21 protein-coding genes and 2 pseudogenes are annotated in these 22,360 nt (G+C 46.4%); 12 read left to right on the forward strand and 11 right to left on the reverse strand.

Going from position 1 to position 22,360, the window contains the following annotated elements:
* Positions 1 to 4: 4 nt before the first annotated feature.
* From uxaC to UF05_RS12310, 4 genes are all read left to right on the forward strand, one after another.
* Entirely contained in the window at positions 5 to 1,417 is a 1,413-nt protein-coding gene (gene uxaC / locus UF05_RS12295; RefSeq protein WP_045545599.1) for a glucuronate isomerase, read from the forward strand.
* A 3-nt stretch (positions 1,418 to 1,420) separates the two neighbouring features.
* Positions 1,421 to 2,398 (forward strand): sugar kinase, encoded by a 978-nt coding sequence (locus UF05_RS12300; protein WP_020841580.1) that lies wholly within the window; start codon positions 1,421 to 1,423, stop codon positions 2,396 to 2,398.
* Between the two features lie 9 nt (positions 2,399 to 2,407).
* Positions 2,408 to 3,037 carry a bifunctional 4-hydroxy-2-oxoglutarate aldolase/2-dehydro-3-deoxy-phosphogluconate aldolase gene (locus tag UF05_RS12305; RefSeq protein WP_020841581.1) on the forward strand — a complete coding sequence of 210 codons (630 nt, stop codon included), beginning with the start codon at positions 2,408 to 2,410 and terminating at the stop codon, positions 3,035 to 3,037.
* Positions 3,038 to 3,366: 329 nt separating this feature from the next.
* Entirely contained in the window at positions 3,367 to 3,918 is a 552-nt protein-coding gene (locus tag UF05_RS12310) for a YgjV family protein (protein ID WP_045545600.1), read from the forward strand.
* Here the strand turns inward: UF05_RS12310 and UF05_RS12315 are convergent.
* The 3 genes and pseudogenes from UF05_RS12315 to UF05_RS12320 form a co-directional block, all read right to left on the reverse strand.
* Positions 3,879 to 4,529 (reverse strand): carboxymuconolactone decarboxylase family protein, encoded by a 651-nt coding sequence (locus UF05_RS12315; RefSeq protein ID WP_190970842.1) that lies wholly within the window; start codon positions 4,527 to 4,529, stop codon positions 3,879 to 3,881. The genes UF05_RS12310 and UF05_RS12315 overlap by 40 nt on opposite strands.
* A gap of 58 nt (positions 4,530 to 4,587) precedes the next feature.
* Positions 4,588 to 4,722 (reverse strand): hypothetical protein, encoded by a 135-nt coding sequence (locus tag UF05_RS26660; protein ID WP_256095208.1) that lies wholly within the window; start codon positions 4,720 to 4,722, stop codon positions 4,588 to 4,590.
* A gap of 35 nt (positions 4,723 to 4,757) precedes the next feature.
* Positions 4,758 to 4,916 (reverse strand): annotated as a pseudogene (locus tag UF05_RS12320) (cupin domain-containing protein); the annotation flags it as partial.
* Here UF05_RS12320 and UF05_RS12325 point away from each other — a divergent pair.
* Positions 4,906 to 5,685 (forward strand): annotated as a pseudogene (locus UF05_RS12325) (AraC family transcriptional regulator N-terminal domain-containing protein); the annotation flags it as partial. The pseudogenes UF05_RS12320 and UF05_RS12325 overlap by 11 nt on opposite strands.
* 112 nt (positions 5,686 to 5,797) lie before the next feature.
* On the opposite strand, the gene UF05_RS12330 reads toward UF05_RS12325, so the two are convergent.
* Complete coding sequence (locus UF05_RS12330) at positions 5,798 to 6,799, reverse strand: arginine deiminase-related protein (RefSeq protein ID WP_023623806.1); 1,002 nt, start codon at positions 6,797 to 6,799, stop codon at positions 5,798 to 5,800.
* Between the two features lie 403 nt (positions 6,800 to 7,202).
* Here UF05_RS12330 and UF05_RS12335 point away from each other — a divergent pair, with 403 nt between their 5' ends.
* Complete coding sequence (locus UF05_RS12335; RefSeq protein WP_005500122.1) at positions 7,203 to 9,053, forward strand: ABC transporter ATP-binding protein; 1,851 nt, start codon at positions 7,203 to 7,205, stop codon at positions 9,051 to 9,053.
* A gap of 596 nt (positions 9,054 to 9,649) precedes the next feature.
* Complete coding sequence (locus UF05_RS12340) at positions 9,650 to 10,357, forward strand: DUF445 domain-containing protein (RefSeq protein ID WP_005484721.1); 708 nt, start codon at positions 9,650 to 9,652, stop codon at positions 10,355 to 10,357.
* A gap of 80 nt (positions 10,358 to 10,437) precedes the next feature.
* On the opposite strand, the gene UF05_RS12345 is transcribed toward UF05_RS12340, so the two are convergent.
* Positions 10,438 to 10,914 (reverse strand): Lrp/AsnC family transcriptional regulator, encoded by a 477-nt coding sequence (locus UF05_RS12345; RefSeq protein ID WP_005465952.1) that lies wholly within the window; start codon positions 10,912 to 10,914, stop codon positions 10,438 to 10,440.
* A gap of 322 nt (positions 10,915 to 11,236) precedes the next feature.
* On the opposite strand from UF05_RS12345, the gene UF05_RS24625 reads away from it, so the two are divergent.
* Positions 11,237 to 11,404: a hypothetical protein gene (locus tag UF05_RS24625; protein WP_075109964.1), complete on the forward strand. Its 168-nt coding sequence runs from the start codon at positions 11,237 to 11,239 to the stop codon at positions 11,402 to 11,404.
* 7 nt (positions 11,405 to 11,411) lie between these two features.
* Here the strand turns inward: UF05_RS24625 and UF05_RS12350 are convergent, their stop codons facing one another.
* Positions 11,412 to 11,660 (reverse strand): hypothetical protein, encoded by a 249-nt coding sequence (locus UF05_RS12350; protein ID WP_011106558.1) that lies wholly within the window; start codon positions 11,658 to 11,660, stop codon positions 11,412 to 11,414.
* Between the two features lie 360 nt (positions 11,661 to 12,020).
* On the opposite strand from UF05_RS12350, the gene UF05_RS12355 reads away from it, so the two are divergent.
* Together UF05_RS12355 and UF05_RS12360 are read left to right on the forward strand one after the other, a co-directional pair.
* Positions 12,021 to 12,554 carry a GNAT family N-acetyltransferase gene (locus UF05_RS12355; RefSeq protein WP_045545602.1) on the forward strand — a complete coding sequence of 178 codons (534 nt, stop codon included), beginning with the start codon at positions 12,021 to 12,023 and terminating at the stop codon, positions 12,552 to 12,554.
* An 18-nt stretch (positions 12,555 to 12,572) separates the two neighbouring features.
* A complete protein-coding gene (locus UF05_RS12360; protein WP_045545603.1) occupies positions 12,573 to 13,007 on the forward strand; it encodes a hypothetical protein in 435 nt (144 codons plus the stop codon).
* 90 nt (positions 13,008 to 13,097) lie between these two features.
* Here UF05_RS12360 and UF05_RS12365 read toward each other — a convergent pair whose 3' ends face one another.
* Positions 13,098 to 13,337, reverse strand: coding sequence for an RNA recognition motif domain-containing protein (locus UF05_RS12365; RefSeq protein WP_005466432.1), 240 nt, complete (start codon positions 13,335 to 13,337; stop codon positions 13,098 to 13,100).
* Positions 13,338 to 13,485: 148 nt separating this feature from the next.
* Between UF05_RS12365 and UF05_RS12370 the strand changes: the two genes are divergently transcribed.
* Positions 13,486 to 14,016: a GNAT family N-acetyltransferase gene (locus UF05_RS12370; RefSeq protein ID WP_025509609.1), complete on the forward strand. Its 531-nt coding sequence runs from the start codon at positions 13,486 to 13,488 to the stop codon at positions 14,014 to 14,016.
* A gap of 75 nt (positions 14,017 to 14,091) precedes the next feature.
* Here the strand turns inward: UF05_RS12370 and putP are convergent, their stop codons facing one another.
* The 4 genes from putP to UF05_RS12390 all read right to left on the reverse strand — a co-directional run bounded on the left by putP (position 14,092) and on the right by UF05_RS12390 (position 20,787).
* A complete protein-coding gene (gene putP, locus UF05_RS12375) occupies positions 14,092 to 15,585 on the reverse strand; it encodes a sodium/proline symporter PutP (protein WP_005484781.1) in 1,494 nt (497 codons plus the stop codon).
* A gap of 136 nt (positions 15,586 to 15,721) precedes the next feature.
* Complete coding sequence (locus UF05_RS12380) at positions 15,722 to 16,429, reverse strand: 1-pyrroline-5-carboxylate dehydrogenase (RefSeq protein ID WP_005467523.1); 708 nt, start codon at positions 16,427 to 16,429, stop codon at positions 15,722 to 15,724.
* An 11-nt stretch (positions 16,430 to 16,440) separates the two neighbouring features.
* Positions 16,441 to 19,587 (reverse strand): bifunctional proline dehydrogenase/L-glutamate gamma-semialdehyde dehydrogenase PutA, encoded by a 3,147-nt coding sequence (gene putA, locus UF05_RS12385; RefSeq protein ID WP_045545604.1) that lies wholly within the window; start codon positions 19,585 to 19,587, stop codon positions 16,441 to 16,443.
* A 387-nt stretch (positions 19,588 to 19,974) separates the two neighbouring features.
* Complete coding sequence (locus UF05_RS12390) at positions 19,975 to 20,787, reverse strand: AraC family transcriptional regulator (protein WP_005468852.1); 813 nt, start codon at positions 20,785 to 20,787, stop codon at positions 19,975 to 19,977.
* Between the two features lie 802 nt (positions 20,788 to 21,589).
* On the opposite strand from UF05_RS12390, the gene UF05_RS12395 reads away from it, so the two are divergent.
* Positions 21,590 to 22,345, forward strand: coding sequence for a helix-turn-helix transcriptional regulator (locus UF05_RS12395; RefSeq protein ID WP_043028050.1), 756 nt, complete (start codon positions 21,590 to 21,592; stop codon positions 22,343 to 22,345).
* The last annotated feature ends 15 nt before the right edge of the window (positions 22,346 to 22,360 follow it).

The following is a 22,360-nucleotide window of genomic DNA, read 5'->3' on the forward strand; positions in this document are numbered from 1 at the left end:
AACGATGAAGAATTTCTTGTGTGAAGACTTTTTACTCTCAAACGAAACTGCGCGTCGCTTGTACCATGAGCATGCGTTCCACCAGCCAATTTATGATTACCACTGCCACCTAAATCCAGCGGAAGTCGCGCAAAACCGCCAGTTCGATAACTTGGGTCAAATCTGGCTTGAAGGCGATCACTACAAATGGCGTGGCATGCGCTCGGCAGGCATTGAAGAGCGTTTGATTACGGGTGATGCGAACGATTACGACAAATACATGGCGTGGGCGAAAACGGTTCCTCAAACCTTGGGTAACCCGCTTTACCACTGGACGCACCTAGAACTGCGTCGCCCATTCGGCATTACCAATACGCTGTTTAGCCCAGACACCGCTGAGCAAATTTGGCATCAATGTAATGAGCTGCTTGCGACACCTGAATTTACGGCTCGCGGCATCATGCAGCAAATGAACGTCGTCATGGCGGGCACGACCGATGATCCTATTGATTCACTAGAACACCACAAAGCGATCGCAGAAGACGACACCTTTAACGTTAAAGTGCTGCCGAGTTGGCGTCCGGATAAAGCGTTCAAGATTGAATTGGACCTGTTTGCGGATTACATGCACAAACTGGGCGAAGTCGCAGACATTGAAATCCGCCGCCTTGATGATTTATTGAGTGCGCTTGATAAACGTTTGGCACACTTCGATGCACATGGCTGTCGTGCGGCAGACCACGGCATTGAGATCGTCCGTTACGCGCCGATCCCAAGCGAGGCTGATTTAGATGCGTTGCTTGCCCGTCGTTTGAGTGGCGAAACATTGTCAGAGCTTGAATGTGCGCAGTTCTCTACCGCGGTTCAAGTTTGGCTCGGAAAACGCTACGCGCAGCTGGGTTGGGTCATGCAGCTTCATATTGGCGCGCAGCGCAACAACAGCACACGCATGTTCCAACTACTAGGTGCCGACGCTGGTTTTGATTCTATTGGCGATCGCCCATTTGCTTTTGAACTGGCACACCTGTTGGATGAAATGGACCAAACCAACGAGCTGCCTCGCACCATTCTTTATTGTTTGAACCCTCGTGATAACGAAATGATGGCGACCATGATGGGTAACTTCCAAGGTGGCGGCATCGCGGGCAAAGTACAGTTTGGCTCAGGTTGGTGGTTCAACGACCAGAAAGATGGCATGCAACGCCAAATGGAACAGCTTTCTCAACTTGGTTTGCTCAGCCAATTCGTCGGCATGTTAACGGACTCGCGCAGCTTCTTGTCTTACACCCGCCACGAGTACTTCCGCCGTATTCTGTGTGACATGGTCGGTCGTTGGGCTGAAAACGGCGAAGTTCCAAATGACCTATCGTTGCTTGGTCCTATGGTCGAAGAGATCTGTTTTGGTAACGCGAAGCGCTACTTTGAAGAGAGGGCGTAACCAATGAAGCACATCGCCATTATTGGTGAATGTATGATTGAGCTGAATGGCAAACCGTTCGGCTCAATGCATCAAACATTTGGTGGGGATACGCTCAACGCTGCGGTTTATTTGAGCCGCGGCTGCGAAGCCAATAGCAAACCCGATGAAGTTAAAGTTTCTTATGTTACCGCACTTGGCAATGACCCGATCAGTACAGGCATGCTCACTCGCTGGCAAGAAGAAGGCATTTCGACAGACTTAGTGCTGCGCGATGAAACTCGTACACCGGGTTTGTATTTGATTCAGCTTGATGACCAAGGTGAGCGTACGTTCTTATATTGGCGCAACCAATCAGCTGCGCGTTACTTACTTCAACATCCAAATTTTGGAATGGTTAAACAAGCGTTAACTCAGGTTGATGCGGTATTTCTCAGCGGTATTTCTTTAGCTATCTTACCGGAAGAAGACCGAATTTTGCTGCTCAACTTATTGGTCGAGCTTAAAGCTCAAGGTGTTGAGATTGCTTTTGATAGCAACTTCCGCCCTGCATTGTGGCCTAACGACGATAATCAAACCGTCAAAAACGTTTACCAAGCTATGTACCAAATGACTGACATTGCATTGGTGACTTTCGATGACGAGCAATTGATCTGGGGCGACGAAACACCAGAGCAAACCATTGAACGCCTGACTTCTCTTGGCGTGGGCAAATGCATCGTCAAGCTCGGCGCGGATGGCTGTTTGGTTCAAGACTCAACAAATCAGGGTTCGAGCGCGGCTCTGGCTCCACAAGCCGTGCCAACCCAACCTGTCGCTCAAGTGGTGGACACCACATCGGCGGGCGACTCATTCAATGGTGGCTTTTTATCGGCATACCTTGCTGGCGCAGATCTAGCGACCTCATGCCAAAGAGGCAACGCACTGGCAGGTGCTGTGATTCAACATCGCGGTGCCATCATTCCCAAAGCATTCACACAACCGGCGCTTGGCGTCGTTTAAGGAACACTCATGTCTAGCATTAAAGAACAATTAAAAACTCTGAAAGTTATTCCTGTTATCGCTATCGATAAAGCAGAAGACATTATCCCATTGGGTAAAGTATTGGCAGAAAATGGACTACCAGCCGCTGAAATCACTTTCCGCTCAGAAGCCGCGGTAGAAGCCATTCGTCTTCTGCGAGAAACCCAGCCAGACATGCTGATTGGCGCAGGTACGGTACTGAACCGTGAGCAAGCGATCGCAGCAAAAGAAGCGGGCGCAACGTTCATCGTATCGCCTGGCTTCAACCCAAATACCGTTAAAGCGTGCCAAGAAATCGAGATTGATATCGTACCAGGCGTGAACAACCCAAGCACGGTTGAAGCCGCGCTGGAAATGGGATTAACCACCTTGAAGTTCTTCCCTGCGGAAGCCTCTGGCGGCATCAACATGGTGAAATCACTGCTCGCGCCATACACCGACATTGAACTGATGCCTACTGGTGGCATTAACCCTGCGAACATCAAAGATTACTTAGCTATCCCGCGCGTATTGGCATGTGGTGGTACGTGGATGGTAGACAAGAAACTGATCGAAGCGGGCAACTGGGAAGAACTTGCACGCCTAACTCGCGAAGCAGTAGCGCTTGTGAATGAGTAATGATTGGTAAGTAACCTCAAGGCTCTTGGGTAACCCCTTAGCAATTTAGATAAGCCCAGCCCTCCCTTTGTGGAGGGCTGATTCATTCAAAGCATGGCTCAATTGATTGGGTTATCGCGGTAAGTAGATTCCTGATCTCGCCTAGGCTCGTCGGTATGATGGTATGACAAATATCTCCCTATTCGTCATCCTGAAAAGCGAGGCACGAGCGTGATTCAGGATCTACTCACAGACTGAATCAAACTCTAAAAGATTGGCAACTTTGAAGGATGACCATTGCTTACTCACTTAATGGAAGTAACTCAAAGAACAACACTCTAGGGAAATAAATGGAAAACTGGTTAGCACAAGGCATTGGTGGCATCGCGTTTATGGTTGGCGTAATGGCCTTCAGGCAGAAAGACGACATGCGCTTTCGCTATCAGATGATGGCGTTTTGTTTCATCATGGGTATTCACTTTACCCTGATGGGCGCAACCGTCGCCGCCATTGGCGTGATCATCAACGGCATTCGCAGTTTCGCCTCCATCAAAACCCAATCACGCAAAGTGATGTGGTTCTTCATTGCACTGATGTGGCTGATGACCCTGCCAAACATGAGCCACTTTTTTGAATTCATCACCGTGTTTGGTTCCTCCGTTGCCACTTGGGCACTGTTTTCCAAACAAGGCATCGCCTTGCGCAGCTTAATTTTATTCAACTCATTTTGTTGGGTGAGCCACAACCTATGGCTTGGCTCGATTGGTGGCTCATTGGTTGAGAGCACCTTTATCGTCACCAACCTGTTGACCATTTATCGTTTGTTTCATGCCCAAGAACACATCTCCCAAACCCAAAACAATCAGTTTTTGGCGTCTAACACCGAATCCAGTACAGATTGAGCATTACTCGCAATACTTTCATCACCGCACTGCTTTAAAACCAGAATGAAATCATTCAGTTCTTCGGCAGACACGCCATTATTCATGCTGATGTTGTAGTGCGCCGCAAGCTGGCTGTTCACTCCTTTGATATTTGCCAGCGCGGCAATCGTGGCAATTTCTCGTTGTTTCCACGTCAGGAGGTCACGCGCGAAAATGTCACCAAACAAATGGGCTTTTAAGTACTGATCTATTTGAGGTGAAAAGTCGAACAGCGGGCCTTTGACTTGCATACCGACCAGCGTTGTTTGGTTCTGACTGCCTAGCTCTAAGCTGCTTTTATCTGCCGTCAACGGCGTCGATTCACGCCCTAATATGTCGGTAATATCACGATTTTTGCGCACTTCAACTACTTCCATAAAAGCAGCCAATCCATTCAAACTGCGGGGAAAACCTGCGTAAGCGTATAGTTGAGCGAGAACTTCTTTAATCTCATTGATCGTTAAGCCGCTTTCTAAACCATCATTCAGGCTAATCTTGAGTTTTTCTACGTCACCGCTTGCGGTGAAAGCCGCGATTGGAACGATGGCTCGTTCTTTATTACTCAATTTATCTGTTGCAAAAGCAGGCATAACAGCGGATATCGTTGTCATAGTCAGTACCCAAATTAATATGGACTTGATTGAAGTTTTAATTGCGATCATCGTCAGAACCTTCCGTTGGTTGACCACGCGCCGAAGCGACTAGAAGAGCCATAAAAGCGACACCAATAAGCGCAACCTGTACGCTCATATAAGTTTGATATTTACTTGGCTTGCCTGTCATTGCCAGATCTCCGACGTCCTTAAGTTAGCGTTCAATTAGCCAAGCTCGGCGTACTCTTCGTCCGTCACGGGTTGACACCACTCATTGCTTGCTCCTTCGGCGGGTATTTCTATTGCTACATGTGAAAACCAGCTGTCTTTAGCTGCGCCATGCCAATGCTTAGTGCCAGGCGCAATATGCACGACGCCGCCTACGAGCTATACCCACAATCCAAGTATTTGTCTTATCGCGCAAGGCAGGAAGCGAGTCTTATTGGGAGAGGAAAGCTTTATTTACGATGCCAACCACTTCCTGATTTCTTCTGTCGATCTCCCTATCATTGCCAACATTATCGAAGCTAGTGAGGAGCAACCTTATTTAGGGCTGATCATGGAGCTGGATTTGACCGAGATTTCCCAACTGATTGTCGATAGCGAACTTGCCTTTACTCAAGCCAAAGAAGCGCAAAAAGGCATTGCTGTCGGTGAGTTGTCGGAATCTCTATTGGATGCGTTTGTACGTTTAGCAGAATTATTAGACGAAGGCCAAAACATCAAAATTTTAGCGCCCATCATTAAACGGGAGATTTTTTATCGCCTTTTGATGAGTGAACAGGGCACGCGTCTCCATCAAATCGTGACTGCGGGCAGCCATAGCCATCAAATAGCCAAAGCCATCGACTGGCTCAAAAACAACTTTGTCAAACCATTAAGTGTTGGAGATTTGGCTTCGTTTACAGGTATGAGTAAATCGTCGTTTTACACGCACTTTCGCTCCATGACGTCCATGACACCATTACAGTTTCAAAAGAAGTTACGCTTAAGTGAAGCACGCCGATTGATGCTGACAGAAAACTTAGACGCCATGGCTGCGACATTCAAAGTCGGCTATGAAAGTCCGTCTCAATTCAGTCGGGAATACAGCCGCTTGTTTGGCGCACCACCGTCTAAAGACATCAAATCGCTAAGAGAAAATTTGGGCTAAATTGGCACAAAAAAGCCGTTAGTCTGTACTGCCACAGAGCTAACGGCTAAAAACCCATGAAGAGATCGCTTCGTCAGCACTTCACTGCGGCTGACAAAAAATGTGTAGTTTATTAAAGCACAGCCTTGCGACTCGGTAAGAACACTTCACCCAACATGCAACGTACAGAACCACCACCAATAGATTCTATGGTGGAAACGTCGAATGGCAGCAATTTACCGTGTGTCGCCAATTGGTTTCTTTGTGCTGGTGAGAATGCTTCGTACGCCGATTGAGACATCGCAATCACCTTGTCGCCGTTGATGGTTTCCAGTTGCAGAATGTTGCCACAGAACTGGTTCATCTGATCAAGCGAAATTGAGATAACTTGTTTATCTTTTGCCAGAGACTTCAAAACAAAACGACGCTCAAATTCTGGGATCACTTCATCACAGATCACACAAAACTGCTCACCCACAGCCATCATCACGTTGGTATGGTAAATCGGCGAACCCGATGGCAAACGGGTTTGGAATGAAATCACGCGCTCATAACCAATACGATTCGCGTAATCTTCCAACACTAGGCGGTCACAACGCTGTGACAACGCGGCATAAACGGTTTTGTTTAGATGGTCAAAAACCATCACACCAGTGCTTTCTAGGTACGCGTGATCGCCTAGGTAATCCGTTAGACTGCTTTGCTGATGAACTTCACGTCCTGCAGCGGCTAGCGCGGCAATTAACGCTTCTGGGCGCACCTCATGCTGACGGTTTTCACACGCCATTGGGAAGGTATAAAGCGTGCCGTCTGGTGTCGTGCTAAACCAATTGTTTGGAAATACCGCATCTGGCGTCGCAACATCAGAAACTGGATAGTCAAATTCCACCACTTGCACTCCTTCTTGGCGCAACGTGGCAACCATTGCCGAAAATTCAGCCATGGTTTTTCGTGATACTTCTTTCTGGCTCAATGACACCTGATGCTGAAACTCATTGTCTTGCGCCGTTTCTTCATTAAAACGAAATTCTTTAGGTGGCACCATCACTACGCAGTTTGCGGTTTGGCGCAGAGCACTTTGTGTGCTTTCTTCTTTCCCATCAGCAAATTGGGGTACTGATTCGTGTAATAGCATCCAATATATTCCTTATCTCTAGAATGGAGAGATTGTAAATTTATTGTTAACTTCAGTTTTGCTGTTTTCGCGATTATTTCCATTCTCTAAAAGTAATTTTTCCTGCAATTAGACAGCGAAACACGATTTTTTATTGTCACTTTGCTGGTTTACGCTTTTGTGGCTCGGACATGACAAATCCAATAAATGGGATATTTCAATTCAGTTCATAACCAACTAGTTACATTTAAAAGGCGATCGGTTAGACTATTTTTTCGCCCCTCTCACAAACTCGTCTGCTTTTCTGGCTAGCGGACAACGATATTTCTTACCACCTATCTCGGTGCGCACTGCTATGTCCAAGCAGTGTAAATCGATGGATTCAGTAGACCGAGATGGCATTGTTTTAACTTTAGGATGAGTTATGTTTAAACGATTTGAAGGCTTCACAGAGCCGTTTCCCAAATCTACGCCCGATCAGCCCCCTTCAGGGATTTTTGCCTTTCTACGCCATTACACCCGAGGGTATGAAAAGCCACTGATCATCATGTCACTGATGTCGACGATTGTTGCCATCGTCGAAGTCATGCTGTTTGGTGCAATGGGCCAACTGGTAGACTGGCTTTCCACCAGCAATCCAGAAACCTTTTTGCAAGATAACCGAGCGGATCTGATTTTTTACGGCGTCTTACTTCTGGTTGTAATGCCACTTTTGGTTGTTATCTACTCTTTGCTGGTGCATCAAACCTTGTTGGGTAACTACCCAATGTCCATTCGCTGGCTTGCTCACCGTTATCTGCTCAATCAGAGTCTGAACTTCTATCAAGATGATTTTGCAGGGCGCGTTGCAACCAAAGTGATGCAAACCTCTCTCGCAGTACGTGAAACGGTCATGAAGAGCATGGACGTGTTTGTCTACGTGACGGTTTACTTCACCAGTATGGTCGTGATGTTAGCAGCTGCAGATTGGCGTTTAATGATTCCAATGATTGTCTGGCTTTTGGTTTACATCGCGATTCAGATTTACTTTGTACCGAAACTGAAAGATGTGGCCTCTGAGCAAGCCGATGCGCGCTCAACCATGACAGGCCGTATTGTCGACAGCTACACCAATATCCAAACGGTGAAGCTGTTTTCACATAGCCAGCGAGAAACCCAATATGCCGAACAAGGCATGAAAGGATTTCTCAACACGGTTTATCGTCAAATGCGCTTGGTTACGGGCTTTGACGTGGCGGTTGAAATCTCCAACTACATCTTGGTGTTTTCCGTCGCGGCTTTGTCGATTTATCTGTGGTTGGACAGCGCGATTAGCGTCGGTGCCATTGCTATTGCGGTCAGCCTAGCGCTGCGCGTTAACGGCATGTCGATGTGGATCATGTGGGAAGTAGGAGCCCTGTTTGAAAACATGGGTACTGTCGTGGATGGCATGAAAACACTGTCCAAACCTATCGATATCCAAGACAAACCGAATGCGAAAGACTTGGTCGTATCTCAAGGTGGCATCCAGTTCGATAACGTCAGCTTTCATTACGGTGAAAACAAAGGCGTCATCAACCATCTGAATCTCGACATCAAACCTGGCGAAAAAGTCGGCTTGGTTGGGCGCTCTGGCGCAGGCAAATCCACGTTGGTGAACTTGCTGTTACGCTTCCATGATGTGGAAGAAGGCAGCATTAAGATTGACGGTCAAAACATTGCTGACGTCACGCAAGATTCGTTGCGCTCGAAAATTGGCATGGTGACACAGGATACGTCTCTTTTGCACCGTTCAATAAGAGATAACATCTTGTACGGCAACCCAACCGCCTCAGAAGAGGAACTGCTTAAAGCGACGAAACAAGCGCACGCTCACGAGTTCATCGAAACACTGACAGATCCATTTGGCAATGTCGGCTACGATGCGCAAGTTGGCGAACGAGGCGTGAAGTTGTCTGGTGGTCAGCGTCAGCGTATCGCTATTTCTCGCGTGTTATTGAAAGACGCGCCGCTGTTGGTACTGGATGAAGCAACTTCAGCTCTGGACTCAGAAGTCGAAGCGGCTATCCAAGAAAGCTTGAACGAGCTCATGCAAGGCAAAACCGTGATTGCAATAGCACACCGATTGTCGACCATCGCCCAGATGGATCGCTTAATCGTTCTCGACAAAGGTAACGTCGTAGAGCAAGGCACGCACCAAGAGCTGATCGCTCATAACGGCATCTACGCACAGCTTTGGGCACACCAAACTGGCGGTTTTCTTGGTGAAGAACTAGACAATCAGCAAGCTTCTTAACACCGCTTCATCCCTTTAAAAACGGCGCTTAAAGCGCCGTTTTTTATTCTCGAATTACATGAGCACTGAACTGACGAACTCACTCATTCTCATTTATGAAACACCAACAATGATGAAGATCACACTTTTTCTGCTAATATAGCGCCTCGTTGCGTATCTATTGCAATGGACACAATGCAGAGTACCTAGCTGAATTCATTTATCGTTTCACTTTTTGATAAGCAGCTATACTCAATAGATGGCTTAGTTATTAAATTAACAATAAGGTAATTAGCTTATGTGTAAATGTGGTTCAATGCAGATCGTACAAGTAAAACCTAGTTGGGCTGACAAGCTATTCGGCTATTCAGAAAGATGGAAATGCCAACTTTGTTGTAAGATCTACCGCATCTAAAAATTAAAAAAATAGAATCTTAGTTTTTCTAAGAAAAAGCAGTGGCCCGACAATGATTGTCGGGTTTTGTTTTTCTAAAGCCTCAATTATCTCCCTACGCTTCCACGCAAACCAATCTGCTCAACACCTAGCATCTCAATGTGACTTAGGTATAGAATCTGGCCCACTTATTTCTTCCTCTATTCATACATAACTGGTCACTATGAACAAAAGTTTGCTAACGAATCTGCTCGCCATCGCTTTGATGGGTGCGGGCCATCAATTTCAGAACGACTATCTTTGGTATGCAGGTCTCTTTGCCTTCTCTGGCGCCATCACTAACTGGCTTGCCATCCACATGCTGTTTGAAAAAGTGCCGGGCTTATACGGTTCTGGTGTGATTCCCGCACGGTTTGAAGAATTCAAACTGGCGATCAAAAATTTGATGATGGAACAGTTCTTTACCGAAGCGAACATCGACCGATTCTTGAATAAAGAAATGGCGGGCGGTGTGAACATCGATCTTCAACCTGTGATTGAGAAAGTGGATCTAAACCCAGCCTTTGACTCACTAGTAGAAGTCATTGAGGGCTCCCAGTTTGGCGGCATGCTAGCGATGTTTGGTGGTGCGGAAGCTCTACAGCCGATGCGACAACCTTTCGTCGAAAAGATGCAAGTGTCCATCATCGAACTGAGCAAGAGCGACAGCATTAAAGAAGCTTTGAAAGAGCAGTTTGAATCACCAGCCATGATGGATGAGATTAAGCAGAACATCGAAGGCATCATCGACCAACGCCTTAGCGAGTTAACGCCGGCATTGGTTAAAGAAATGGTGCAAAAAATGATTAAAGAACACCTAGGCTGGCTAGTAGTTTGGGGTGGCGTATTCGGTGGTTTGATTGGTGTTATTAGCACCTTTATCGGCGCATAATCCTTCACTAAACATCCAGAGACCTATCGAAAAAGGAGCCCGTTGGCTCCTTTTTTATGTCCTGTTCCACGACAAGTGCGTTAGCCTAATAGCTCCGGATTCACACCAAATCCCGTTTTGTGCTCTTCTATCACCACTTCACTTCGCGTCTGAATAACACCCGGTAGAGTGCCTAGCTTACTCGACATGAACTCTTGATACGCTTTCATGTTCTTCACTCGGACTTTAATCATGGTGTCGAAGTCACCAGAGAGCGAATAACACTCTTCAATTTCTGGCATCAATTCCACCGCTTTGGCAAACTTTTCAAAAATCGAGAAGCTGGTTTGATCCAAACGAATATGAATGAACACCTGAACATCCAATCCTAATTTTTCAGCATTCAACTCGGCATGATAACCATTGATATAGCCTTCTTTCTCAAGCCTTTTGACGCGATCTGAGCACGGCGACGTGGTTAAGTTAATCTGCTTCGCCAGTTCGACGACGGGAATTCGTCCGCGTGAATGAAGCACTCTCAAAATATGCAGATCAATCCTGTCTAATTGGTAGCTCATCAACACATCCTTGTAACAACTCAGGGAGCTTTACATTAATCGTTACCGTTATGTTTGCAAACTAACAAATGAACAACGTGTGAATTCCGCTTAGTTTTAACGTTTGCTTAGCACAAAAAGCCATCATCAACCTAAAAACACATCCTACTTGTTAACATAAGTTTATAAATAACAAAGGCACTCACACGGCTTTTATAAGAGAAAAATCGGTGTGAATGAAAAAGTGAAACGATGAACTTTGCAGAGAATAAAGTGAGCTATAAACAGAAGAAATGAGCCAAATAGTAAGGCAATAATAGGAAAAATTATTGAGGAAAAAGCAATGTTAACCTTACAACTGGCGTACAAACCGTTTGGTGTTGGCGAATGGACATACACCACGGTTTCTCACGAAGTCGCTAAGTTTTTAGCACGTGAATACGCATCTTATGGCTGGCCAGTGATGATCGACGGATCGCCCTACTCCAACGAAGATCCTTTAGCAGCGTAACGTTAAACTACAGAGCGGCCGATACGTGTCTTGCCGGGTGAGGTACCACTTCACCGATTGCTCGGTGGTTGCAGCAACGACAAAAATACTGTGGTTCCATCTCGTAATAGTGCTCACCCGAAACAAACTTCGCCATCAGTTGCGTGAAACTCACCACCTTACCGGTTAACGTGTCAACGGATTGAGGCTCACAACGCTTCATGATCACTTTATGTTGCGTTGATTTTCTACACGCTGAGCAATATATATCCGGCATCTCTCTTCTCCCTGAATTTTTGTGTGCTACTGACAATTGACATATTTTGTTCAAAATAATTCCACAATAAAAAAGCCCCTTTACTTTTTTGTGCCCTATCTTCAAAAAATCCTACTAAAGTATGAAAAAACTGAGACCTTGGTCAGACCTCAACTTTTATACCACTTATATGAAAAACAGCACCTATGTGTGTAATAATACGACACATCACACATAAGCTATTGTTAGGGCTTATTATTTAGTAAGGCGCGTGACAACTTTACAGTTGGCTAGGTCGAGCTTTCGTAACGCTTTGTTATCTCGATTTACCCCGTAAACCAGTTGCTAGCAACAACAGCCGTCTCATCAAGGAAGAAATGCATGACGATACAACCGACTCTCACTACCGAAAGACTCGTCCTCCGGCCATTCCATATAGGTGACTGCCAACAAGTGGCTTTACTCGCTGGAGATAAGCGAATTGCCGACATGACAGCAAACATCCCACATCCTTATGAGCTACCGATGGCGCAAGCATGGATAGATAGGCACTATCCGATGTATCAGCAGCATCAAGGCGTGGCGTACGCTATTACCTTGCGAAACACTGGGGAGTTACTTGGTGCGGTGAGTTTACCGCGTATCGAAGAGGGGTACGGAACATTAGGCTACTGGGTTGGCGTGCCACATTGGGGGAAAGGCTATGCATTCGAGGCCTCCAAAGCCTTACTCGAATTTGCTCGAATGCACTTTGAGTTAAACGGAATAACCGTGATGCATTTGGTGGACAATCTGCGTTCTAAATCGGTGATCCAAAAACTAAAGATCCCTTACGTCGGTGACAAAACATTGCGCATGCAAGGCAAAAAACGAAAGGTTTGTGTCTACCAACTCACGTTCGTCGCTTCTGAATAAAGTCGAGGGATATGTCGGATGATCATCCATGAAACTTCCCAAAATCTACCCAAGAACAACCCTTTCTTGCTGGGAACTGTATCGTTGTCGCTGTTCTATTTTTCCTACCTAGCAGACAAGCTCGTCGAGTTTGGACTCTTAGCACTCACAATAGTAGGATTGAAACTGATCTCAACGTACTTCACGCGCCGCGCGTTCAATCCTAAAACGCTATATATCGATGCAAGCACTAGCGCCTTGAAGTACAGCCAGGGCTCAACGGTTTACTTCCGTCTACCTCTTGATGACATTGTCAGAGTCCAAATACAGAAAGAGTCCTTCTCCAGCCAAAGTTTGATGATCTACACAGTCAACGACGCTTACCAAGTGCCGAATTCTGACAATTTCGATTCTCTGCAGTTAAAGGATTTAATGAAAAAACTTGAAAAGAGGCTTGATGATCAACGTCGTTAAAGCAAAAAGAGAAGACATTCCAGAAGTTTCCAATTTGGTCACAAAATAGAAAGACAAAAAAGCCAGCAATTACGCTGGCTTTTCTCTGTGTTAGTCTTGTGCGACTTTCACGCGAATTTTGCTTTTTTCTACGTTCGTCAAATTCAGTGCTTCAAGAGCAGAAATTGCTTCTGCTTCGTCCGGCATGATGACAAAACCGAAGCCTTTCGACAAACCCGTTTCTTGATCAAGCACTAGCGAACACAGTTCTACTTTGCCGTACGCTGAAAATAATTTGCGGATATCTTGCTCGGTCATGTGACGAGCCAAGTTTCTTACTAAAAGTTTCATAATGAACCTAGTTGGTTTGATAACGGTTCGATTCTCTCAGTTTCTCTCTGGCAAACCAAGTGAATAATATGACGGCGTTGACTAGATCATTCTAAGTACATCTGTTTAAATGATTTTCCGTTCATTTTTCACCCATAGGATAGCCAGCATGGAAACGAAACGTCTCAAACTCATCCCCGCTTGTTTAGAACGAGCCGAAGAGGCGCATCAAGCTGTCGTTCGCAGCCAAAAGACTCTCGAAGTCTATCTGCCGTGGGTGCCTCATGTGCTGACATTAGAAGCGATGATAGAAGGGACAGAGAAAGCCATCGCAAACTTTGAAAACTTCGAAGAAGAGCTGCGTTACTACATCATTGAAAAGGAAAGCGATCGCTTACTGGGTGCGGTCGGTTTGATGATTCGAGATCCCGACGTACCATCCTTTGAGATAGGTTATTGGTTAGATGATGCAGCCGTTGGCAATGGTTATGTTGCCGAGGCTGTGCTCGCAGTTGAGCGCTATGCGTTTGATGATTTGGGTGCCAAGAGAATCGCAATTCATGCTGATAGCACCAACCAAAAGAGCCGTGCTGTAGCCGAGCGCTGTGGTTATGAGTTTGAAGGCGAACTCAGAAACGAACGTCTTACCACATCGGGAGAGCTGAGTAACACCGTGATTTACTCAAAAATCCGCGAGTAAGCCGCTTAGCTAAACCGATTTGAACACAATAAAAAAGCCCGCGATATTCGCGGGCTTTTGTCATCTTTGCAGTGGTTAGTCTAGATCAACCAACTTCTGCTTGTACTCTTGGTGTTGGTCTAGAACTTCTTGACCTGCACCGCCAGTCATCTTGCTAACCAACACGATAGCCAGTGTTGAGAAGATGATGCCCGGTACGATTTCGTAAACGTCGAACCAACCGCCAGTTAGCTGTTTCCAAACTACGATGGTCACGCCACCCACTAGGATGCCCGCTAGTGCGCCGTTACGGTTCATACCGCTCCAGTACAGGCTAAGTACTACTGCAGGGCCAAATGCCGCGCCAAAGCCCGCCCAAGCGTAAGATACAAGGCCTAGCACAGAGCTGTCTGGTGTCATTGCTAGGAACAATGCAATCAAAGAAATCACGATAACGCCCACACGGCCAATCATCACCACTTCTTCTGAAGAAGCATCAGGTTTGATCACTTGCTTGTAGAAGTCTTCTGCTAGTGCAGATGAAGATACTAGAAGCTGTGAATCCGCTGTACTCATTACTGCCGCTAGGATTGCTGCTAGTAGGATACCAGCAACCACTGGGTGGAATACGGTGTTCACAAGCAACATAAAGATTTTCTCACCATCTTCTAGTTGCGTACCTGGGTGGCCAGTCACCCATACCAGACCAACAAGACCCACTAGCATTGCACCTGCCATTGAAAGCGCAGTCCAACCCACAGCGATACGACGCGCTGTAGTTAGGTCTTTGTTTGAACGTGATGCTTTGAAACGCGCTAGGATGTGTGGCTGACCAAAGTAGCCAAGACCCCATGCCGCTAGCGAGATAATCGCGATAGCTGACAGCGGCTCACCTTTCACATCATTCCACAACGTCAGTAGTTCTGGGTTGATGTTGTGCATGTCTGAAGACAGTTGGCCAAAACCACCGTCCATAACAGCAATCGGAACGATCATCAGTGCTGCAGCCATCAATAGGCCTTGCACTAAGTCAGTCCAAGATACCGCTAAGAAACCACCGAACAGCGTGTAAGAAACCACACAAACTGTACCAATAACTACTGCAATGCTGTAATCAAGGCCGAATACGGTTTCAAACAGTTTGCCCCCTGCAACCAAACCTGAACTGGTGTAGAAAAGGAAGAATAGAAGAATGAAAAACGCAGAGATGGTCTGAATCAGTTTTGATTTGTCGTTGAAACGACGTGACAGGAACTCTGGCAATGTTAACGCGTCAGTTTGGATGCTGTAAGTACGCAGACGTTTTGCACTGATGAACCAGTTAGCCCATGTACCAGCAAGTAGACCACCTGCTAGCCAAAATGCCTCGATACCTGCTGCATACGCATAACCAGGCAAACCTAGTAGCAGCCAGCCACTCATGTCTGATGCACCTGCAGATAATGCAGCAGGCCACGGACCTAGGCTACGGCCACCTAGGAAGTAGTCAGATGAATTGGAAGTCCTCTTATACGCGTAAACGCCAATGGCAACCATAATTATTAAATACGCCACAAAAGTGGACGTGATAGCAAAGCTATTTTCTATCATTTGATAGTCCTCGTTATAATTATTTCCTTCCTTGTCTTCTCTGACATTTTGCCATCGCAGCAATACGTCAAAGCAAGAGACACCAATCTGAACAAGCTCTCAGGCTGGTTATTTCAAATTGGTGTCACAAGTCAGGTTAGTGAGTTTCGTTCCCCAACTCGAGTAGAGTCGCGTTACCACCCACCGCTGTAATATTTATCGTTCGAGTACGCTCAGTAATAAAGCGCAACGAGAGATGCGGATCGTGAGCCAGTTTTGGTGACTCTAAATCCGTTTCAGAAACTAAGCCAACGATAGCACCATCGCGCTTAGCCAATTGAAGATTGAGCGCATGCTCAACCTGAGAATGCCCAACATAACCCACACTACGTACATCGCTTTCTAGCAACGGGGCAGACGCATCGTACGCAACTACTTGGACTAAGTTAGATGGGAAGTTTGTTGACGATACCGCTTGCTCAACCAGTCGGTTTAGCTCGGCATTGTCGCTGCAAATCACAACACTGTTACCTGCGATGAGGGCACAAGTGATCATTGCAAAAGTGCTGTACAGCGCGTTTTCAGTGTTTTCGATGTTGTTTTCACAAATCACCAAAGCCACACCACGACCAGCCGCGTACAACTCGTTAGTTTCCCCCGTAGGGCCCACTAACTGATGAGGTTCTGCAAGCAGTGCAGACGCTTGTTGCAAGTGGTAAGACACCACTTTCGCCACAACAGCATTCTGCCCTTCTAGTGCAGATTTTAATGCCAACACATGTTCGCATTTGTAATCAAAATCGGTCAGATTCCACTGCTCCCAAGCAGAGAATGCATCTTTAAAATATGTGATCTGATGAACCATAATGCGACTCCTTATGCGTTCTCTGCTTGAGCAACTGTTCGTTGAGCAAAAATGTGTTGAGTAAAGCGGTACAAGTAGTGAGGACCACCAGCTTTTGGACCTGTACCAGACAAGCCTTGACCACCAAATGGCTGAACGCCAACAACCGCACCAACTTGATCTCGGTTGATGTAGCAGTTACCCACGCGAGCGTGCTTTTCAATCCAGCGATAAGTGGTTTCGTTACGGCTGTGAATGCCCATTGTTAGACCAAAACCTGTTTGGTTGATCTGCTCTACCACGTTTGGCAGTTCAGACGCTTTAAAGCGAACAATGTGCAAGATAGGACCAAATTGCTCTTCTTTCAGAACATCAATGCCTGAGATTTCAAACGCACTTGGCGCAACAAAATCGCCATACTGACACGCTTCTTCCAGTTGCAGCTGCGCAACTTTCTTCTGCGTGCTGCTCATCTGTTCTAGGTGAGCAAGGAGTTTTTGCTTCGCATTGCGGTCAATAACCGGACCCACATCGGTTTTGTGCAAGTAAGGCAAGCCAACGTGTAGCTCTTTCATCGCGCCTTGGATAAGGGTGATGATGCGGTCCGCAACGTCTTCTTGTACAAACAGCACACGAAGCGCAGAACAGCGTTGACCCGCCGATGCAAACGCAGAGCGAATCACATCACGAACCACCTGCTCTGGCAGTGCAGTACTGTCGACGATCATGGCGTTTTGGCCGCCAGTCTCCGCGATAAACGGTACTGGCTTCGCGGTACGCTCTGCCAACGTTACGTTGATGCGCTGTGCCGTTGCCGTAGAGCCCGTAAATGCGACACCTGCGATGGCGTCGTGAGAGGTTAGTGCATGACCAATCTCACCACCGCGACCAGGAAGTAATTGAATTACGCCAGCTGGGAAGCCAGCTTCCAGCATCAAATCAATCGCGCGAGCAGCAATCAAGCTGGTTTGTTCAGCCGGTTTAGCAACCACAGTGTTACCCGCAACAAGCGCCGCGGTTACTTGACCAAGGAAAATCGCCAGAGGGAAGTTCCAAGGGCTAATACAAACGAACACTCCGAGACCTTCACGACTTGAAATGCGTTTCACACCATCAAAACCTTCCAGTTCAAATGGTTGTAGGTTTTGCGCTTGTTTTGCGTAGTAACGACAGAAATCAACCGCTTCACGAACTTCATCAATGCTGTCGTGAATGGTTTTACCCGCTTCTTGATGACAAATAGCCACCAACTCTGCCAAGTTCGCTTCCATCAAGTCAGCAAGTGTTTCTAAACACTTCGCTTTTTGCTCAATCGCAGTGCCTTTCCATTCTGGGAATGCCGCTTGCGCCGCTGCAATCGCAGCGGAAACATGCTCAAGAGTTGCAAAAGCGACTTGACCCACTTCAACACGACGATCGTAAGGCGCGGTAATGATCTCAGCGAGGTTTTCCTTGATCATGCTTTCGGCAAAACGTTCACCGTTGATCACAGGGCCCGCAATCCACTTATTGTTTAGGAAGCTTTCAACTTGCGCTTCAAATGGTTTTGCTTCGCTTTCGATATCAATGTTGACGCCGTAAGAGTTTTTACGCTCAGGGAAAATACCTGAAGGCATTGGGATCTTATCGTTATTCAGCGTCGCAAAACTGGTTAGCGCATCCACTGGGTGATGTGTCAGTTCAGAAATTGGGCAACGCGCGTCAACCAAACGGTGTACAAACGAGCTGTTTGCGCCATTTTCTAGCAGACGACGAACAAGGTAAGGCAGTAGATCCGCGTGGCTACCAACTGGAGCGTAAATACGAACAGGTTGGCCGTATTTCTCCATCACATGGTTGTAGAGTGAATCTCCCATGCCGTGTAGGCGTTGGAATTCAAAATCCTTATGCTGCGCCATCACTGCAATCGCAGTAACTGTGTGCGCATTGTGGCTGGCAAACTGCGGGAAGATATTGCCACGTACGCCTTCGCTTAATAGGAAACGCGCACATGCAAGGTAAGCAACATCGGTCGCTTCTTTGCGTGTGTACACCGGGTAGTTTTCGTAGCCCGCTTGTTGTGACCATTTGATTTCGCTATCCCAGTACGCGCCTTTTACCAAGCGAAGTGGGATCAAGTCACCTTGCTCTTTCGCAAGGGCATTGAGCCAAACCAATACTGGTAGAGCACGCTTCGAGTACGCTTGCACAACAAGACCAAACTTGCCCCAACCTTTCACGAGGTCACTACGGTAAATCTTCTCGAACAGCTTTAGGGACAGCTCAAGGCGATCAGCTTCTTCTGCATCAATCGTGATCGCAACGTCGACTTCAATCGCGCGTTTTAGTAGTTGCATGAGCGTTTCGTACAGCTCAGTCATAACACGCTCTTCGTTCGCCACTTCGTAGCGAGGGTGCAATGCTGAAAGCTTGATAGAAACCGAAGGCGCAGGGCTAGTGTCGTTACCGTAAGTCTCGCGACCCACCGCTTCGATCGCCATTAGGTAATCTTTGAAGTATTTGTTTGCATCCGCTGTTGTTAGCGCCGCTTCACCCAACATATCAAATGAGTAAGTGAAACCTTTGTCGCGCATCGGGCGACCATTTTTCTGTGCTTCTTCAATCGTGCGGCCGCGAACAAACTGGTGACCCATGATCTTCATTGCCTGATACATGGCTTTACGAATCACAGGTTCAGAGAATTTGTTAACCAGACGGTTTACAGCCTGACTTGGGCTCTGGGTGCCTTGCTCACCAAGACCGACCACTTTACCTGTCAGCATTAGGCCCCATGTTGACGCGTTAACGAAAACAGAGTCTGAGTTTTTCAGGTGAGATTTCCAGTCCGCAACGCTTAACTTGTCTTTAATCAGCGCGTCTGCGGTTGCCGCATCCGGGATTCGCATTAACGCTTCTGCAAGACACATCAGCAAGATACCTTCTTGAGTATCGAGACTGTATTCCAGCAAAAGTGCATCAATCATCTGGATTGACTTCTTATCGGCACGAATGGCTTCAATAAGTTTGGTCGTTTGGTTAGTGATCGCCGATTTTTCTTCCGTTGTCGGCGTCGCTAGTGGCAATAATTGCTCTAGCCATTGAGACTCGTCCACCATATACAATGGCGAGATCAGTGACCACAACTTATCAAGCGGCTGCCCGATAAATTCCGGTGTCAACACGTTCGTAGCTGTAAACATGTGTGTTCCTCAATCTCACTCCTCGAAAACCGCTTCGAGGATCATCAATGGCTGGCAGTGTATTTTGAGGCCGATAATAATACTTGTCAAAAACTACGATATTTTTGCCAAAAACTCGCTTTTATAACAAAACATCCACATAGTCACATTCAAATAGATAATATTTTGTGTTGTAAATTTTAATTTTTGCATTTTAATCACAACAAAATGTTAGGAATATCAATAAGATTATTCTTATAGCAACACCTTCTTTTGAGCATTGGAGGCCGTAACGCTCAATAAACCGTCAATTTGGCCTCAAATCTATAAAATTGAGAAATAGGTCACAGGTAAAAAAGTACAAAAAAACCATGCATAGAGCATGGTTTTGTCTTTTTCTGGGTAAATTTACCCAACCTGTTTCTTATACTGAGAGGGAGAAAGTCCCTGCAATCGAGTGAAGGTATGAGTAAAAGTGCTTTGACTTGAGAAGCCGGTAAACTCGGCGATTTGCCCTAAAGAGAGGTGACCTTGCTCGATTAGCTCACGAGCCATATCAATGCGCTTACCTAATACGTATTGATGCGGAGTAATCCCCATCTGATCTTTAAACAAGCTGTGGAATTGGCTTTCACCCAAGAAAACGCGCCCCGCAAGCTGAGCAACGCTGATCTTATGGCTGAGATGTTGTTCGATGTAGCGGTCTATTGCTTCTAGATCAAACCGCGAATCTTTGCGGCTGGTTTCAAATGCAGAGATATGGCGCTGCATCAATGCAATCACGGTGTCATTACACGCGCGACTAAGCAGCAGATCATCAGGATGGTTACGCATTTCCTGTACCAGCATCTGAATCAGCTTCTGAATTTGACCATCGAGTTGAAAATAAAGGTGGGAACGCTCTAGGTTATTGATCTTCTGAAGCATCTCAGGGTCATCATTGGTCGGCTTCGGCATATTCAGCACTAAAATATCCGACTGATGAATCACGCCGCCGAAAGCATGATCAGAGCATGCTGTTACCACACAACCTTGCCCAGGACCGACTAAATTACCCTGCCCACGGACTTCGAATTCCGCTTGACCTTTCAACCCAATCACAATCTGCGTGTAAGCATGATCATGGCAATCCATATAAGATGGCAGCGTGATCAGTTCTGCTGGTTTTGGCAGCATACTTTCTTTATATGGTGGGGCTTTCGGGTTATCTGAGTCACTCATTTCACACGGTCATCTTAAGCGTTCGGCTTACATCGAGGCATGATATACCTTCTCGGTTGCCTTGCAAATCTCCACGGAGCCAATCGCGCAAGATCAAACCAACAAGATCACCCCCAACCACATGATCATAGTTCCGGAACGATGATCATGCGAGATTAACTTACGGTCAATGTACAACCAACTTTCTTAACAAAAACGGGGAGATAGAAAAGGCGGGCATTGGCAATAAGCTAAGCTCTTAAAGATCTTCACTACAAAAGTCTCGTATTTTTCTATGTATTCCTACCGCGAATGGCTAAAAACGCATTAATCGATTGAATATAAACCACATAGAGGGATTTCCCCCCTTACTAATATGCCCCTGATTCAATACATTAGACCTCGAGCTCTAGGATGCATACGACCCTGAGCTCTCGGTATCTGATTGATACCTCTAACTTACTTAGCAGACCCTCGCTATGTAATTTAGAACCTCTTCTACACGTCGACAAGATTATATCTTGTGTTGCCAGCCCGTCTTCAGGCTGGCTTTTTTTTATATCTCAAAAATGAAAACAATGGCATAAGCTGATATTATATCGGCCATCTCACCGTATCCTTACGTCAATCACCACGCTGAGTACTCTTGATCCATTTTTCTCCGCTCCCAGTGTCATCTGGTGCTATTTACCGAAAGCATGATCAAGGAATAACACTGCGTAGATGACGAAAGAATCCATGAAGTGAGCATACTGACCTGCATAAAGCAGGCAATGTATCCAAGTCATGTCTGAATGCTGGTGTAAACACAGCTGATGGAGAGATGGCTTGGGGCCAAATAGCAGTAGTGAGTCCTCTTGTGAATATTCCAGTCAATACCATAGAACAGTCGCTTCTCCGACAGCTACCGGGTTGTTGGGGGTGCAAAGATAAAGATTCGGTATTCCGTTATGTGAATCAGGAATACGCCGAATTATTGGGCCATGCCTCACCAGAAGAGTGCATTGGTAAAACTGACTTCGAGATGTCGAGCCCAACCACTGAATGCGCACAAGAATTTCAACGCCAAGATAAACATGTGATCGAAACGGGCGAATCGTTGAAGATCCTTGATATTCATCCTTACCCTGATGGGCGTTGGCGCGCACATATTTTCACGAAAACCCCTTGGCGAGATGAACAAGGCAACACCCTCGGCACCATTTTTTATGGCCGAGAGTTAACCGACACCGCCGTGATTGAAGTGGGCTACTGGGTGTGTCGAGCCATCGGTACAGACATAAACCATCAATCCATTTTCCGTTTTTCGAATCTGAATCCGAAACCAGAAAAGCTCACATGCCGCGAGCAAGAAACGCTATTTTTACTGCTTTACGGCAAAAAACCTCAGTTTATTTCTCAAGTGATGGGCATCTCCACAAAAACGGTAGAAGGGCACGTCGCACGTCTAAGAAACAAGTTTGAAGCGAATAGTAAGAACGAGCTGATCGATAAAGCAATGGAGGCAGGCTATGGATCTGTTGTACCCAAAACGCTGCTTAAACATCAGCTTTCTGTTGTTTTGAATGGAGAGCGCTAACGCCACGCCGCTTTA

The organism is Vibrio sp. S457-15, assembly GCF_000960545.1.
Classification (GTDB): Bacteria; Pseudomonadota; Gammaproteobacteria; order Enterobacterales; family Vibrionaceae; genus Vibrio; species Vibrio parahaemolyticus.

Coding starts and splice junctions, on each gene's coding strand:
- uxaC (WP_045545599.1), top strand. CDS start 5: ATGAAGAATTTCTTGTGTGAAGACTTTTTACTCTCAAACGAAACTGCG.
- UF05_RS12300 (WP_020841580.1), top strand. CDS start 1,421: ATGAAGCACATCGCCATTATTGGTGAATGTATGATTGAGCTGAATGGC.
- UF05_RS12305 (WP_020841581.1), top strand. CDS start 2,408: ATGTCTAGCATTAAAGAACAATTAAAAACTCTGAAAGTTATTCCTGTT.
- UF05_RS12310 (WP_045545600.1), top strand. CDS start 3,367: ATGGAAAACTGGTTAGCACAAGGCATTGGTGGCATCGCGTTTATGGTT.
- UF05_RS12315 (WP_190970842.1), bottom strand. CDS start 4,529: ATGCCTGCTTTTGCAACAGATAAATTGAGTAATAAAGAACGAGCCATC.
- UF05_RS26660 (WP_256095208.1), bottom strand. CDS start 4,722: ATGACAGGCAAGCCAAGTAAATATCAAACTTATATGAGCGTACAGGTT.
- UF05_RS12330 (WP_023623806.1), bottom strand. CDS start 6,799: ATGCTATTACACGAATCAGTACCCCAATTTGCTGATGGGAAAGAAGAA.
- UF05_RS12335 (WP_005500122.1), top strand. CDS start 7,203: ATGTTTAAACGATTTGAAGGCTTCACAGAGCCGTTTCCCAAATCTACG.
- UF05_RS12340 (WP_005484721.1), top strand. CDS start 9,650: ATGAACAAAAGTTTGCTAACGAATCTGCTCGCCATCGCTTTGATGGGT.
- UF05_RS12345 (WP_005465952.1), bottom strand. CDS start 10,914: ATGAGCTACCAATTAGACAGGATTGATCTGCATATTTTGAGAGTGCTT.
- UF05_RS24625 (WP_075109964.1), top strand. CDS start 11,237: ATGTTAACCTTACAACTGGCGTACAAACCGTTTGGTGTTGGCGAATGG.
- UF05_RS12350 (WP_011106558.1), bottom strand. CDS start 11,660: ATGCCGGATATATATTGCTCAGCGTGTAGAAAATCAACGCAACATAAA.
- UF05_RS12355 (WP_045545602.1), top strand. CDS start 12,021: ATGACGATACAACCGACTCTCACTACCGAAAGACTCGTCCTCCGGCCA.
- UF05_RS12360 (WP_045545603.1), top strand. CDS start 12,573: ATGATCATCCATGAAACTTCCCAAAATCTACCCAAGAACAACCCTTTC.
- UF05_RS12365 (WP_005466432.1), bottom strand. CDS start 13,337: ATGAAACTTTTAGTAAGAAACTTGGCTCGTCACATGACCGAGCAAGAT.
- UF05_RS12370 (WP_025509609.1), top strand. CDS start 13,486: ATGGAAACGAAACGTCTCAAACTCATCCCCGCTTGTTTAGAACGAGCC.
- putP (WP_005484781.1), bottom strand. CDS start 15,585: ATGATAGAAAATAGCTTTGCTATCACGTCCACTTTTGTGGCGTATTTA.
- UF05_RS12380 (WP_005467523.1), bottom strand. CDS start 16,429: ATGGTTCATCAGATCACATATTTTAAAGATGCATTCTCTGCTTGGGAG.
- putA (WP_045545604.1), bottom strand. CDS start 19,587: ATGTTTACAGCTACGAACGTGTTGACACCGGAATTTATCGGGCAGCCG.
- UF05_RS12390 (WP_005468852.1), bottom strand. CDS start 20,787: ATGAGTGACTCAGATAACCCGAAAGCCCCACCATATAAAGAAAGTATG.
- UF05_RS12395 (WP_043028050.1), top strand. CDS start 21,590: ATGGCTTGGGGCCAAATAGCAGTAGTGAGTCCTCTTGTGAATATTCCA.